The sequence below is a fragment of the Klebsiella sp. C239 genome (genome assembly GCF_048822715.1).
Classification (GTDB): Bacteria; Pseudomonadota; Gammaproteobacteria; order Enterobacterales; family Enterobacteriaceae; genus Klebsiella; species Klebsiella quasipneumoniae.
The window spans coordinates 40,908-54,731 of the sequence record NZ_JBMEZK010000005.1; the positions used below are offsets into that span (position 1 = coordinate 40,908).

The 13,824-nt window shown below is 57.7% G+C and carries 13 protein-coding genes; 3 read left to right on the forward strand and 10 right to left on the reverse strand.

Annotated elements, in window-relative coordinates; all coding sequences use genetic code 11:
• Positions 1 to 3: 3 nt before the first annotated feature.
• The 4 genes from artI to yahO form a co-directional block, all read right to left on the reverse strand.
• The gene (gene artI, locus ACOI6Z_RS14730) at positions 4 to 735 is read right to left on the reverse strand and encodes an arginine ABC transporter substrate-binding protein ArtI (protein ID WP_002896390.1); all 732 of its coding nucleotides are present in this window, start codon (positions 733 to 735) and stop codon (positions 4 to 6) included.
• A 20-nt stretch (positions 736 to 755) separates the two neighbouring features.
• Positions 756 to 1,484: an arginine ABC transporter ATP-binding protein ArtP gene (artP, locus tag ACOI6Z_RS14735; protein WP_032428704.1), complete on the reverse strand. Its 729-nt coding sequence runs from the start codon at positions 1,482 to 1,484 to the stop codon at positions 756 to 758.
• Positions 1,485 to 1,710: 226 nt separating this feature from the next.
• On the reverse strand, positions 1,711 to 2,226 hold the full coding sequence (locus ACOI6Z_RS14740) for a lipoprotein (RefSeq protein ID WP_023288991.1): 516 nt from the start codon (positions 2,224 to 2,226) through the stop codon (positions 1,711 to 1,713).
• 254 nt (positions 2,227 to 2,480) lie between these two features.
• Positions 2,481 to 2,753 (reverse strand): DUF1471 family periplasmic protein YahO, encoded by a 273-nt coding sequence (yahO, locus tag ACOI6Z_RS14745; protein WP_023288992.1) that lies wholly within the window; start codon positions 2,751 to 2,753, stop codon positions 2,481 to 2,483.
• Positions 2,754 to 3,114: 361 nt separating this feature from the next.
• On the opposite strand from yahO, the gene ACOI6Z_RS14750 reads away from it, so the two are divergent.
• Together ACOI6Z_RS14750 and ACOI6Z_RS14755 are read left to right on the forward strand one after the other, a co-directional pair.
• Positions 3,115 to 4,254, forward strand: coding sequence for a GGDEF domain-containing protein (locus ACOI6Z_RS14750; RefSeq protein ID WP_065812161.1), 1,140 nt, complete (start codon positions 3,115 to 3,117; stop codon positions 4,252 to 4,254).
• A gap of 31 nt (positions 4,255 to 4,285) precedes the next feature.
• Positions 4,286 to 5,116 (forward strand): N-acetylmuramoyl-L-alanine amidase, encoded by an 831-nt coding sequence (locus tag ACOI6Z_RS14755; protein ID WP_064158123.1) that lies wholly within the window; start codon positions 4,286 to 4,288, stop codon positions 5,114 to 5,116.
• Here the strand turns inward: ACOI6Z_RS14755 and ACOI6Z_RS14760 are convergent.
• The 4 genes from ACOI6Z_RS14760 to poxB all read right to left on the reverse strand — a co-directional run bounded on the left by ACOI6Z_RS14760 (position 5,113) and on the right by poxB (position 10,425).
• Entirely contained in the window at positions 5,113 to 6,126 is a 1,014-nt protein-coding gene (locus ACOI6Z_RS14760; RefSeq protein WP_420687438.1) for an NAD-dependent epimerase/dehydratase family protein, read from the reverse strand. The two genes, ACOI6Z_RS14755 and ACOI6Z_RS14760, sit on opposite strands and share 4 nt — an antisense overlap.
• A gap of 87 nt (positions 6,127 to 6,213) precedes the next feature.
• Complete coding sequence (locus tag ACOI6Z_RS14765; RefSeq protein WP_048297143.1) at positions 6,214 to 7,656, reverse strand: SDR family oxidoreductase; 1,443 nt, start codon at positions 7,654 to 7,656, stop codon at positions 6,214 to 6,216.
• Positions 7,657 to 7,666: 10 nt separating this feature from the next.
• Entirely contained in the window at positions 7,667 to 8,668 is a 1,002-nt protein-coding gene (gene ltaE, locus ACOI6Z_RS14770; protein WP_023288996.1) for a low-specificity L-threonine aldolase, read from the reverse strand.
• 38 nt (positions 8,669 to 8,706) lie between these two features.
• A complete protein-coding gene (gene poxB / locus ACOI6Z_RS14775) occupies positions 8,707 to 10,425 on the reverse strand; it encodes a ubiquinone-dependent pyruvate dehydrogenase (RefSeq protein ID WP_065812213.1) in 1,719 nt (572 codons plus the stop codon).
• 151 nt (positions 10,426 to 10,576) lie between these two features.
• Between poxB and ACOI6Z_RS14780 the strand changes: the two genes are divergently transcribed.
• Positions 10,577 to 11,011, forward strand: coding sequence for a DoxX family protein (locus ACOI6Z_RS14780; protein WP_032455253.1), 435 nt, complete (start codon positions 10,577 to 10,579; stop codon positions 11,009 to 11,011).
• Between the two features lie 86 nt (positions 11,012 to 11,097).
• Here the strand turns inward: ACOI6Z_RS14780 and hcr are convergent, their stop codons facing one another.
• Entirely contained in the window at positions 11,098 to 12,066 is a 969-nt protein-coding gene (gene hcr, locus ACOI6Z_RS14785) for an NADH oxidoreductase (protein WP_032455254.1), read from the reverse strand.
• A gap of 10 nt (positions 12,067 to 12,076) precedes the next feature.
• Positions 12,077 to 13,729: a hydroxylamine reductase gene (gene hcp / locus ACOI6Z_RS14790; protein ID WP_065812212.1), complete on the reverse strand. Its 1,653-nt coding sequence runs from the start codon at positions 13,727 to 13,729 to the stop codon at positions 12,077 to 12,079.
• Between the last annotated feature and the right edge of the window lie 95 nt (positions 13,730 to 13,824).

Consider the following 13,824-nt stretch of genomic DNA (forward strand, 5'->3'; position numbering starts at 1 on the left):
GTCTTACTTCTGGAACCATTTGTTATAGATGGTCTGGTAAGTGCCGTCTTTCTTCACTTTTTCCAGCGCAGCGTTAAATTTCTGCTGCAGGTCGGTGTTGCCCTGACGCACGGCAATGCCCAGCCCGGTGCCGAAATAGGCTTTGTCGGTCACTTTATCGCCCACGGCCGCCAGCTTCGGATTGCTCTTCAGCCATTCGGTGACCACGGCGGTATCACCGAAGACCGCGTCAATACGACCGTTCTGCAGATCCAGCTTCGCATTCTGGTAGCTGTCGTAAGGCACGGTAGTGATTTCCGGATGTTTATCCGTGATAAATTTCTGGTGGGTGGTGCCGTTCTGTACGCCCACTTTTTTGCCCTTCAGCTGGTCAATGCTGGTGAACTTGCCCTGCTGACCGACGAACAGCGCCGAGTTGTCATAATACGGGGTGGAGAACAGGACCTGCTTTTCACGCTCAGGCGTGATGTCCATCCCGGCCATGACCGCGTCGAAACGGCGGAATTTCAGGCCCGGGATCAGGCTGTCAAAGGCCTGGTTGGTAAAGGTACAGGTGGCGTCGATCTCTTTACACAGCGCGTTAGCCAGATCCACATCGAAACCGACGATCTGGTTGTTGGCATCCACCAGCTCAAACGGAGGGTAGGAGGCCTCGGTGGCGAAACGAATGGTTTGCGCGGCGGAAGCGGAGAGGCTCATGCCTGCGAGCAGGGCGGCAATCAGTACTTTTTTCATCGTCATTTCCCCGAAAAACATCAGTGTGAAAGATAGTTTTTAAACGCGTCAGTTTGCGGATGCGTGAAGCAGGAGGCATCCCCTTGCTCGACGATATGGCCATTTTCCATATACACCACCCGGCTTGCCGTCTTGCGCGCCACTTCAACTTCATGGGTGACGATAACCTGGGTGATGCCGGTTTCAGCCAGCTCGCGGATGATGCTAACGATCTGGGCGGTGATTTCCGGGTCGAGCGCCGCGGTAGGCTCATCGAACAGCAGAACCTGCGGCTCCATCATCAGCGCGCGGGCGATCGCCACACGCTGCTGCTGACCGCCGGATAAATGCAGCGGGTAACGATCGCTGTAGGGCTTCAGACGCAGGCGCTCCAGCAGCTTCTCTGCGCGAGCCAGCGCCTGATCCTTGCTTAACCCCAGTACGCGACAGGGGGCCTCGATCAGGTTCTGCTGTACCGTCAGGTGCGGCCACAGGTTGTACTGCTGAAAGACCATGCCGACGTTCTGCCGCAGTTCGCGAATCGCTTTATCGGACGGCGCTCTGGTGAAGTCGAAATGGTTACCGGCGATGGTTAATGAACCGGAACGCGGCATCTCCAGCAGGTTGAGTACGCGCAGCAGCGAGCTCTTCCCGGCACCGCTGGGGCCGAGCAGCACCAGCGTTTCCCCCTGCGGGCAATCCAGCGTGATGTCGAACAGCGCCTGGTGCGCGCCGTAGAAGCAATTAATGCCGTTTAGTTTAATACTCATCTGGGCAGTCTGATACGAATAGCTATTGAGGCCGCAAATACTACCTTTGGCAGAATAGTTATGCAATATTTATGCGTTAAAAGTTAAATCTAAACCACGTTTAGCTTTAAAGTTAGCACAAAATATTGCCTGGTGGGTGAGGGGGGAGTAAATGTCGGCATTCTCGGGGCGAATACCGACATTTTACCGGGGTTATCGTTTCAGCGACGTCGCTTCAACTCCGGAACTAACGTTTCTCCAGACTCTGTCGCAACGTCCCGGCCGGCGCGTGGCTGTTGTTGCCGAGATAGCGAACGTCATCGACGGCCCAGCACTGGCCTTCCTGGATCATCAGCACTTCGTCTTTCCAGCTCTGGGTTCCCTGCTTTAGCTCCACGCGCAGCGGAATGTTGCGCGCATCGCGATTAGGGATGGTTGAGGCGCTGGCGACGACGGCGCTGTCCGCCGGGGTGCTGCTGCTCGAGAACAGGTTAGCCTGCAGCAGTTTGCTGTTGGCCGGATCCTGACGGGCGTCATTGAGTAACTTCGCCAGGCCGTCGCTGAGATAGGGGCGCAGCGCCGCCGGATCCTGCGTACGGTTCTGGAGCTGGGTGTCGTAGAATTTTTGCGCTACGTCGTCAGGGCCGCCTTCGACACAGGGGCCGCTGCGGGTGCCATTATCTTTATAGGCCGGGGTGACGGTCGTACAGGCGCTGAGCGCCAGCGCGCAAGGGAGAAGTGCTGCAAGAAGTTTGTAGCGCATGATGATTTCCTTATAAGCGAACTACGTTTTCAGTTTCCGTTAAAGCATAGCGTATAGCGTGCGGATTGTACTTGACGCAAAGAGCTAAGACCTTGATGTGACTACGGCCTTAGGGCAGGACATCGACAGGGGAGATCGCTGTATGATATTAAGGCAGGAAAATCTGGGGGCCGTTTAAAAATAAACAGACTTTTTGGGCAAACAAGAAACATTACCCGGGCAATATGATAATGTTTCTTGAAATATAAGATTAATTACTTCTTCTTATAGATGTTAGCGGAGATGTGCAGTTTTTTATCGGTATTACCGGAAGAGAGCACGATAACGTCTGCGCCTTTCTCATCGGCCTTTTTAATCAGTTCTTCACGGGCATCGCTGGGTGCAGTCTGACCGGTAGAAGAAATGGTACCGATTTTAGTATATTGCGTATGGACCTTATCGAAGGCTTCTTTCGTTAAAATTTCTGCAGAGAAGGCGTTCGCCGTTAAAAACAATGCTGCACCTGCCACTAAAGCTGCATATTTCATATTTTTAGACTCCATTGTTTATCTTGCTATCATCATGCTCTTGTTTTATCTCACCAATGAGCGGTTTCAGATTGTACTAACACCGTTTTTTTTTCAAGTGGAATACTGCAATTTTATGACGGTTAGTTAACTCTTTTTTAAAGAAAAGATGACGTATTTCGCATTGATAATGCTTGCTTTTTTTTGCCGGATACACATAGGGAGAGGACCAGACCCTTTTCATCTGACGTTAGCAGAAAATCAGCTTAAGGCGCCGGGGCAGAAAGGGGGGCAGCGTTGACAGACATTCCCGGAAACATGGTTTATCATAAAGCAAAGCAGGGTCTGCGCCCATGGTCATGCAGGTCACCAGGGAGATAAGATGTTAACAAATAAGCAAGAGGGCGTCCGCCAGCTGCGAACCGAGCTGTGGGCCACCAGAGATAATGTCCAGCGCCATGCGCTATCCATGAGTATGCCCTGGCTGGCCTTTGTCAATATCGCTTTTGCGTTAATAGTTTTCTTCCGCAATTTTATCTTTACTCATTTTGATAAGAAGCTGTTAACGCACCAGGCGGTTATTCCTTATGTCGAAGTCGCGCTGATCGCGGTTATTATTATTTCGGTAATTTTAGCCATTATTGCCGTCACGCCGCGCCTGGCGCAGGGGCGCTATACGTTGAGTATTATCACCGGCCTGCAGCTGGCACTCAGCCTGTGCTGGTCCCTGAGTAATTACTGTTTTATCTTTTTCTGGACACTGCCCTTCGCCTGGCCGCTGCTGGTGATATTAATGACCACCGGCCTCGCCGCGCTGTATCACCATTGGCCCGGCATTATCGCTTTTATGCTTCCGCTATGGGGAACCGCCTTGCTGGCGGGTATACAGAACCACCCTCACACTGAGGTCCGCTTTTTGATCCTGTGGGGCATTTTTACGGCGATTTTACTCTATGGCAGGCGTATTCTTAAGCGCTGGTATGATGAGGCCTGGAAGACGCATCAGGAAAATATGCGGCTTATTCAGCGGCTGGAAAGTATTGCCAACCAGGATGCATTAACCGGGACCGCGAATCGCCGGGCGCTGAATGCCTATCTGGCGGAGATTTGGCAGCAAAAAACGCCGTTGGCGCTGATGATGATCGACGTCGATTACTTTAAGCGTTACAACGACCACTATGGCCATCAGGCTGGCGACGATTGCTTATCGACTGTCGCCCAGGTGCTTAAAATGGCGGTACGGGCAGAGGGCGATCTGGTCGCCCGCTACGGCGGCGAAGAGTTTGTCATCGCGCTGCCGGGGGTTTCCTTAGCGCGAGCCACCTCCATTGCCGAGCGCATTCAGCAGAAAATTAGCGAGGCGGCGATCCCCCATGAGGCTTCGGCGGTGGCCTCGGTGGTGACCGTCAGTATGGGGGTCGTCGCCTCCGACGGCACGGTTCCGATGGAGACGCTGATCGCCCGGGCGGACAGCGCGCTGTACCAGGCGAAAAATAAAGGACGAAATCGATGGTCTTATTAACCCGGAGACGCTGCCGGGCAAGGATGAAACAATGACACGGATTGCGCTGATCGCGCTGCTGGCGTTACTGCTAAGCGGCTGTGCCGGCGAAAAAGGGATTATCGATCGCGATGGATACCAGCTGGACACCCGCCATCCGGCGCAGGCGGCCTATCCGCGAATAAAAGTGCTGGTGATCCACTATACGGCAGACAACTTTGATACTTCTCTGGCGACCCTGACCGATAAAGAGGTCAGCTCCCACTATTTAATTCCTGAACAGCCGCCGCGCCACCATAATAAACCGCGGATCTGGCAGCTGGTGCCGGAAGAGGATCTGGCCTGGCACGCCGGTGTAAGCTACTGGCGCGGCAGCACGCGCATCAACGATACTTCCATCGGTATTGAACTGGAAAACCGCGGCTGGCAGAAGACCGCGGGAGGTAAAAGCTTTACCCCCTTTCACCCGGAACAGATCGCGGCCCTGATCCCGCTGGCGCGCGATATTATCACCCGCTACCACATCGCGCCGCAGAACGTGGTGGCCCATGCCGATATCGCCCCGCAGCGCAAAGACGATCCGGGGCCGTTGTTCCCCTGGCAACAGCTGGCGCAGCAGGGGATTGGCGCCTGGCCGGACGAGCAGCGGGTGGCTTTTTATCTGAACGGGCGGCCGCCCAGTGAGCCAGTGGACCCTGAGGAGGTGCTGGATTTGCTGGCGCGCTACGGCTATCAGGTCACGCCGGAGATGACTCCCGCGCAGAAGAAACGGGTAATTATCGCCTTCCAGATGCACTTCCGCCCCCAGCGCTGGGATGGCGTAGCGGATGCGCAAACCGAAGCGATAGCCGAGGCGCTGTTAGAGAAATATGGCCAGGGTTAGCGGTGAAGTTTACCGTGGTCGCGTAACCAGGCGGCGGTACGCACAATCCCGTCGTCCAGCGTCACCACCGGCTGATAGCCCAGCTCATCCTGCGCGCGCGTGATATCGAGCGTAAAATCAAAATTAAGTTTAGAGACGCCGTAGTGGGTAAAGGCCGGCTCTTTGGCCGTTTTATCGCCAAAACGCTCCATGCTGCGGGCGATAATATCCAGCATCGGGTAGGGAACTGAACGGATCCGGCATTTGATGCCCAGCTCATCGATCAGTTTCTGCACGATGCTGCGCAGGGTGCGCGGTTCGCCATTGCTGATATTCCACGCGCGGGCGGAGGGAAGATGATCGCAGGCAGGGTGGCTCGCCAGCCACATCGCGTGGACGGCATTTTCATAATAGGTCATATCGACCAGCGCGCTGCCGCCCCGCGGCAACAGGACGCTGCCGTAGTGCTGCATCATTTGCGCCAGCCGGGGAATAAAGACTTTATCGTGCGGCCCGAACAGGCTCTGCGGGCGCAAAATGGTAAAACGGGTGTGCGGGTTGGCCTGCGCCAGCAGGTTGATCACCTCTTCGCTGGCCGCCTTGCTGCGGGCAAACTCATTGGCGAAGCGGTGCGGGCGGAAATCTTCCTGAACATCGCGATGGTGGTGATAATCAAAATAGAGCGAGGGCGAAGAGATATGGACGAAATTGCGTACGCCCCATGCTACCGACCATTCGCCGAGGCGGCGGGTGGCGCGGACGTTAGCGAGATCGAAAGCCTGTTGCGTGCCCCAGGGCGAGGTGAAACTTGAGCAGTGCCACAGGGTATCGATACCGGCGAGCATCACTTTAGCCTGCGAAGAGACCAGCTCGGTTAAATCTGCCGGGATGAATTCCGCCCCCATTTTGCTCAGAAGCTTACCCATCGCTTCGTTGCGCCCGGTCGCTCGCACGCTGATGCCCTTGTTGCGCAGATATTCCACTGCGTTGCGGCCTAATCCGCTGGTCGCACCGGTAACCAGTACCTTCATATTACTCTACTGTCCCAGAAAAGAATTTCGTGCGCATTTTTCCGTGATTCTCCCGACTATGCAATGAGAATCATGAAAGAATAATGCTTATCCTTCGACTCTGCCTGAGATTTGTTCGGCCAACCGGGCGATGCGTTGCGCCATACCGCGGAAAATAAACAGGTGCGCCGGGATCATCAGCAGCCAGTAGACCAGGCCCGGCATACCGTGCGGGTGCCACCAGGCGCGGACGTCCAGTTCACGACGATCGCCTTTATCGTTAATGGTAAAGCTTAACCGGCCCAGTCCCGGCGCTTTCATGCCGAACAGCAGAGTGAGCTGTTTTTCTTCCTCCACGATAATCACCTTCCAGCTGTCGACCGTATCGCCGGTCTGCAGATAGTCGCGCTGCGGTCGCCCTTTGGCCAGCCGGTGGCCGACCAGCAGATCCATCGCGCCGCGGGTTTTCCACAGCAGATTGCCGAAAAAATAACCCTCTTTACCGCCGATTTGGTTAACGACCTGCCACAGGGCTTTGCGGCTCGCCTGAGTGGTGATGGTGCAGCCTGCCTGTTTCGGATAATAGCCATACTCCGGTCGCCAGCGGGCGAAAGCCTGGGCGTCGTAGCCCCAGTCGCTGGAGTTTACCAGCTGCTCTTCTTCTTTCAGGGTGCGGCGAACCGCCTGATCGAAGGGGACCAGCGTTTGCGGGATCAGCGCCCGCAGCGTCCGGTCATCGGCGATCAGATCGTGCTTCAACCCCTGAATTAGCGCTTTGGCGATGGTCGGCGGCACCGAGGTGATGACATTGAGGAACCACACCGAGATCCAGCGCGTCGGCAGGGGAATCGGAATGAGCGGGCGGTGTTTGCCGCTGACGGCCATAAAGCGAATGAACTGCTGCTGATAGCTTAACACCTCCGGACCGGCGGCTTCGAAGACGCGGTGCGCGTCGGAAGGATGATTCAGTAGCTCAACGAGGTCAACGAGCAGGTTTTCCAGCGCGACAGGGGTGGTACGCGAACGCACCCAGCGCGGGGGGGTCAGCACCGGCAGGTTATAGACCATGTCGCGCATCACCTCGAAGGCGGCGGAGCCGGCGCCGACGATAATTCCGGCCCGCAGCTCGGTTACCGGCACGCCCGACTCGCGCAGGAGATCGCCGGTGACCTGACGAGCGCGCAGATGGTCGGACTGCTCCTGCGCTGGAGCCTGCAGCGAGCTGAGAAAAATAATCTGACGCACCGGCGTCTGGCGCAGGGCATCGCGAACATGCGTCGCCACCCGACGCTCATGGGCGATAAAATCGCCGCCTTCGCCCATGCCGTGTACCAGATAGTAAAGGGTATCGATACCTGTGAGCAGCGCAGGCAGAGCCTGCGGCTGATTGAGATCGACTGACCGGCAGGTGACGCCGGGCAAAGCGAGTTTTTGCAGTCGGTCGGTATGGCGCGCCGCCGCCAGCACCGGATAACCCCGTGCGCTTAATTCGCGGACTAAATGCTGACCAATATAGCCGCTGGCGCCGAGCACCAAAACCGATTGCGACACGCCTGACTCCTTAGCGTTGTAAAAAAGCCTGCCAGTGGGCGACCACTTCGCTCAACTGCTGACGATTGACATCCAGGTGAGTGACCAGACGGACGATGGGCGAGGCGTTGATCAGCACGCCGCGCGCCTGCATAAACTCGCCGAGCGCCCGGGCCTGTTCATCACCGACGCGAACGAACAGCATGTTGGTATCGTGACGGGTGACGTCGGCGCCGATGGCGCGCAGCTGATCCGCCATCCACGCGGCGTTATCATGATCCTCCTGCAGGCGCTGCACGTTATTTTTCAGCGCGTACAGCCCGGCGGCGGCCAGAATGCCCGCCTGGCGCATCCCGCCGCCGACCATTTTCCGCCAGCGAACGGCGCGGCGAATATACGCCTCACTGCCGACCAGCAGCGAGCCAACCGGGGCGCCAAGCCCCTTTGACAGGCAGATGGTGAAGGAGTCGCAGTACTGGGCGATATCGCGCAGCTCACAGCCGTAGGCGACCACGGCGTTAAAGATGCGCGCGCCGTCGACGTGCAGCGCCAGATCGCGCTGGCGGGTAAACGCCCAGGCTTCCTGGAGATAGTCGCGCGGCAGCACCTTACCGTTATGGGTGTTTTCCAGGCTCAGCAGGCGGGTCGGGGCAAAATGGATATCGTCAGGTTTGATTTTCGCTGCGACTTTATCCAGCGGCAGCGAGCCGTCCGCCGCGGCGTCAATCGGCTGCGGCTGAATACTGCCGAGAACCGCCGCCCCGCCGGCTTCGTACAGATAGTTATGCGCCCCCTGGCCGACGATATACTCTTCGCCGCGCTGGCAGTGGCTGAGCAGGCCGACGAGGTTGGCCTGGGTGCCGGTGGGCAGAAACAGCGCCGCCTCTTTGCCGGCCAGGTCGGCGGCGTAGCGCTGAAGTTCATTGACGGTAGGGTCGTCGCCATACACATCGTCCCCGACCGGGGCGGCCATCATGGCTTCCAACATAGCGCGCCCGGGACGGGTAACGGTATCACTGCGCAGATCGATCACGGCTTTTCCTTGTTCTGGTTCAGAGTATTGCTTCTGTTTTACCTGAGCCAGTTGGTTTTCGCCAGTTCGATGACTTCATCGCCGCGCCCGCTGATGATCGCCCGCAGCATATACAGGCTAAAGCCTTTCGCCTGCTCCAGCTTGATCTGCGGCGGGATCGCCAGCTCCTCTTTGGCGACCACGACGTCGACCAGCACCGGACCGTCGGTGCGGAAGGCGGTCTGCAGCGCTTCATCCACCTCGGCGGCTTTCTCAACGCGAATACCTTTAATACCGCAGGCTTCGGCGATGCGGGCGAAGTTGGTGTCGTGCAGCTCTGTGCCGTCGGTGAGATAGCCCCCGGCCTTCATCTCCATCGCCACGAAACCCAGCACGCTGTTGTTAAAGATGATAATTTTCACCGGCAGCTTCATCTGCGCCAGCGACAGAAAATCCCCCATCAGCATGCTAAACCCGCCGTCGCCGCACATGGCCACCACCTGACGCTCCGGCGCGGTGGCTTTGGCGCCAATGGCCTGCGGCATGGCGTTGGCCATGGAGCCGTGGTTGAATGAACCCAGCAGGCGGCGTTTGCCGTTCATCTTGAGATAGCGTGCCGCCCAGACGGTCGGGGTGCCGACATCGCAGGTGAAAATGGCGTCTTCATCGGCAAAATGGCTGATCTGCTGCGCCAGATATTGCGGGTGGATCGCCTTCTCGCTGGGCTTCGCCAGATCGTCGAGTCCTTTTCGCGCGTCGCGATAGTGCTCCAGCGCCTTATCGAGGAAGCGGCGATCGGTTTTCTCTTCCAGCAGCGGCAGCAGCGCCTTTAGCGTTGATTTGATGTCGCCCACCAGTGCCATATCAACCTTACTGTGCGCGCCGATGCTGCCGGGGTTAATGTCGATCTGAATAATTTTGGCGTCGGTCGGATAGAAGGCGCGATAGGGGAACTGGGTGCCGAGCAGGATCAGGGTGTCGGCATTCATCATGGTGTGGAAGCCAGAAGAGAAGCCAATCAGCCCGGTCATGCCCACATCATACGGGTTGTCATACTCCACATGCTCTTTACCGCGCAGCGCATGGACGATGGGGGCTTTAATTTTCGCTGCGAACTCCACCAGCTCCTGGTGGGCGCCGGCGCAGCCGCTACCGCACATGAGCGCGATATTGCTGGAGTAGCGGATAAGCTGCGCCAGCTTGCGCAGCTCCTCGTCGGCCGGGGAGACCGTCGGCAACGGCGCATGGTACCAGTGGCTGCTGGCGCTCTCCGGGGCGGCTTTCAGCGCCACGTCGCCGGGCAGAACCACCACCGATACGCCGCGGTTAATCATCGCCTTACGCATCGCCACCGCCAGCACCTGCGGGATCTGCTCCGGGGTGGAGACCAGCTCGCAGTAGTGGCTGCATTCGCGGAACAGCTCCTGAGGATGGGTCTCCTGGAAATAGCCGCTGCCAATCTCGCTGGAAGGGATGTGGGCGGCAATCGCCAGCACCGGGACATGGTTGCGGTGACAGTCAAACAGACCGTTGATCAGGTGCAGGTTACCCGGTCCGCAGGAACCGGCGCAGACCGCCAGTTCGCCGGTCAGTTGCGCCTCCGCGCCGGCGGCGAAAGCGGCGACCTCTTCGTGCCGGGTGGCCATCCAGTCGATGGTGCCCATGCGGTTCAGGCTATCGCTCAATCCATTGAGGGAATCGCCGGTGACGCCCCAGATACGTTTCACGCCGGCCTGTTCCAGCGTTTTGGCAATGTATGCGGCCACGGTTTGTTTCATGATCTCCATCTCCTTTTTTTGATAACGCCTTCAAGCTTAGATGAAACTGCAGCGTACGTTGCCGATTTCCCTCAATTTTTCGCTGGTTTTATTGCTGAAGTATTGGGCATACTCTGGGGTCTCAAAGGGTGTAAAACAGGAAGCACATCAAATGGTTAAGGGATTGTTAAACACAGTAAACAGAACGCTGTCGCATGAAGATGCCGGTAAACTCTTGTTACGACTCGCCGTCGGCGGGTTAATGCTCTTTCACGGTTTGCACAAGCTGCTGGATGGCGTGGACGGCATTAGCGGGATGCTGGTGGCGAAGGGGTTGCCGGGGTTTATCGCCTACGGTGTGCTGGTGGGGGAAGTGGTTGCCCCCTGTTTGTTGATTGTCGGCATCCTGACGCGCCCAGCGGCGCTGGTGTTGGCTTTCACCATGGTAGTGGCGTGGCTGATGGTCGGTCTCGGCAAGACGTTTGCGCTTGATGCGGTGGGCGCGTGGGCGATCGAGAATCTGGTCTATTTTTTTGTTGGCGCGCTGGCGATAGCGCTTTTGGGCGCCGGGCGTTACTCGCTGGCCGGTCAGTCGGTCTGGCGATAGCCATGCGCCGAAAGGCGGAACAACTGCGTACGACGTAAAGCAGAAACAGAGGCCGGATAAGCATAGCGTCATCCGGCCTTTTAAGGTCAGGCCAGAACCAGATCGCCCAGCGGGTGACAGGAGCAGGCCAGCACATAGCCGTCGGCGATTTCGCCGTCGGTCAGCGTCATGGTGCTGGTGACGCTATACTCCCCGGAAACGACTCTGGTTTTGCAGCAGCCGCAGACGCCGGCGCGGCAGGCGACGGTCACCGGCACCTGATTGCTCTCCAGCGCATCGAGCAGGGTGGTGCCCACCGGCGCGTAAAATTCTCGCGCCGGCTGCAGTTTGGTGAATTTCAGCCCGCTGGTGGCGGCCTCCGCCACCGGGGTGAAGAACTTCTCCTTAAAGAAGCGGGTAACACCCAGGGCGGCAACGTCCTGTTCAACTTTCTCCATATACGGCGCTGGCCCGCAGGTCATCACGGTGCGGCTGGCGATATCCGGCACGCTCTGCAGTAGTTCCGGGGTCAGACGGCCGGCGACAAAACCGTGCGTCGCGTGGTGCTCCGCCACCAGGGTAACCGGATAGTTGCGCCACTCTTCGGCAAAGATCACATCCTCCGGCGAACGAACGCTATAGATCACCTGCACGTCGGCCTGCGGACGGTACTTCGCCAGCCAGCGGCGCATCGACATGATCGGCGTGACGCCGCAGCCAGCGGCCAGCAGCAGGAACTTATCATCCGCTTTATCCTCGCAGGTGAAATCCCCCATCGCGTCTGACAGCCAGATATAGTCGCCGCGCTTTACGTCGCGGGTGAGCCACTGTGAGCCCGCGCCATCGTCAATACGACGAACGGTCAACGTAATATATTCGCTGACGCCCGGCGTGGACGAAATAGTGTAAGCGCGCAGGGTCTCTGCCGAATGACGCACGCTGACCAGGGCGTACTGCCCGGCACGGTACGGATAATAGTCATGGCAGAGCAATGAAACGGTCCACACATCCGGCGTTTCCTGATGGATGTGATGCACCTGCATTCGCCACGGGCATTGTGAGGTTGGCATGGTCATCAGGGACTCCTTACGCGCTCAGCAGCTGCTGCATATCTTGTTCCACGGTGGTCACGGAACGCAGACCAAACTTCTCATTGAGGATAGCCAGCAGATCCGGAGTGAAGAAGCCAGGCGCCGTCGGGCCGGTGACAATGTTTTTCACGCCGAGAGACAGCAGCGTCAGCAGGATGACGATCGCTTTCTGCTCGAACCAGGAGAGCACCAGCGACAGCGGCAGATCGTTGACGCCGCAGCCCAGTTTTTCCGCCAGCGTGACCGCCAGAATAATCGCCGAGTAGGCATCGTTGCACTGACCGGCATCCACCAGACGCGGCAGGCCTTCAATATCGCCGAAATCGAGTTTATTGAAGCGGTATTTACCGCAGGCCAGGGTCAGGATCAGGCAGTCGTCCGGTACGCTGGTGGCAAAATCGGTGAAATAGTTACGTTCCCCGCGGGCGCCATCGCAGCCGCCGACGAGGAAAATGTGACGCAGTTTTTCCCGGCTGACCAGATCGATCAGTGTATCCGCCGCGCCGAGCAGGGTCTGACGGCCAAAGCCGACGGTGATCAGATGCGGGATCTCGCTGTACGGGAAGCCCGCCATCTGCTGCGCCTGGGCGATAACCGGCGCGAAGTCTTCACCTTCCAGGTGGTTCACGCCCGGCCAGCCGACGATGCTGCGGGTCCAGATACGATCGTCGTAGGCGCCGACGGTGGGGTCGATGATGCAGTTAGAGGTCATGACGATGGGGCCCGGGAAGCGGGCGAACTCCACCTGCTGGTTCTGCCAGCCGCTGCCGTAGTTCCCAATCAGGTGTTTGAATTTACGCAGCTCCGGATAGCCGTGCGCCGGCAGCATTTCCCCGTGGGTATAGACGTTAACGCCGGTGCCTTCGGTCTGCTCCAGCAGGTTATAGAGATCTTTCAGGTCATGGCCGGAGATCAGGATGCACTTGCCCTCGGTCGCTTTAACGTTGACCTGGGTTGGGGTCGGATGACCGTATTTGCTGGTCTCACCGGCGTCCAGAATGCTCATGACTTTGAAGTTCATCTGGCCGATCTCCATTGAGCACTCCAGCAGCGCGTTCATATCGGCAGGCCAGGTACCCAGCCATGCCATGATTTTATGGTACTGGGCGTAGATGTCGTTGTCGTACTGGCCGAGAACGTGCGCGTGTTCCATATAAGCCGCAGCGCCTTTCAGGCCGTACAGGCACAGCAGGCGCAGGCCGAGAATGTTGTCGCCGATGGCCGCTTTGTCTTTGTTCGGGGTAAATTCCGCCGCCTGACGCTGCAGGTCGCCCAGATCGTCGCTAGCCAGTTGCAGAGCGGCCATCGGATTGTTAACCGTCGCGTGGGCATCAATGTTCAGGCACTGCGCTTTAAGCGCTTCACGCATGGCGATAGCCTGGCGCGCATAGCCAACGATACGCGGGGAGTCGAAGTTAACGTTAGTCAGCGTAGAGAAAAAAGCGCGCGGCGCAAAGCTATCGACGTCGTGGTCGATAATGCCATATTCGCGGGCCTGGAGCGCCCAGGCGGAGAGGCCTTGCAGTGACGCAATCAGCAGATCCTGTAGATCGGAGGTTTCCGCTGTTTTACCGCACATCCCCTGCGCGTAAGAGCAGCCGTTGCCGGCCGGGGTACGAATGGTTTGTTCACATTGCACACAAAACATGGTCACACCTTTAAAGTTATATTTGATATACATGTTTAAGGTTATGCCCGAGCGCGTGAGGAGAAAAGGTATTTCTGATACAACTTAAAGGGAGA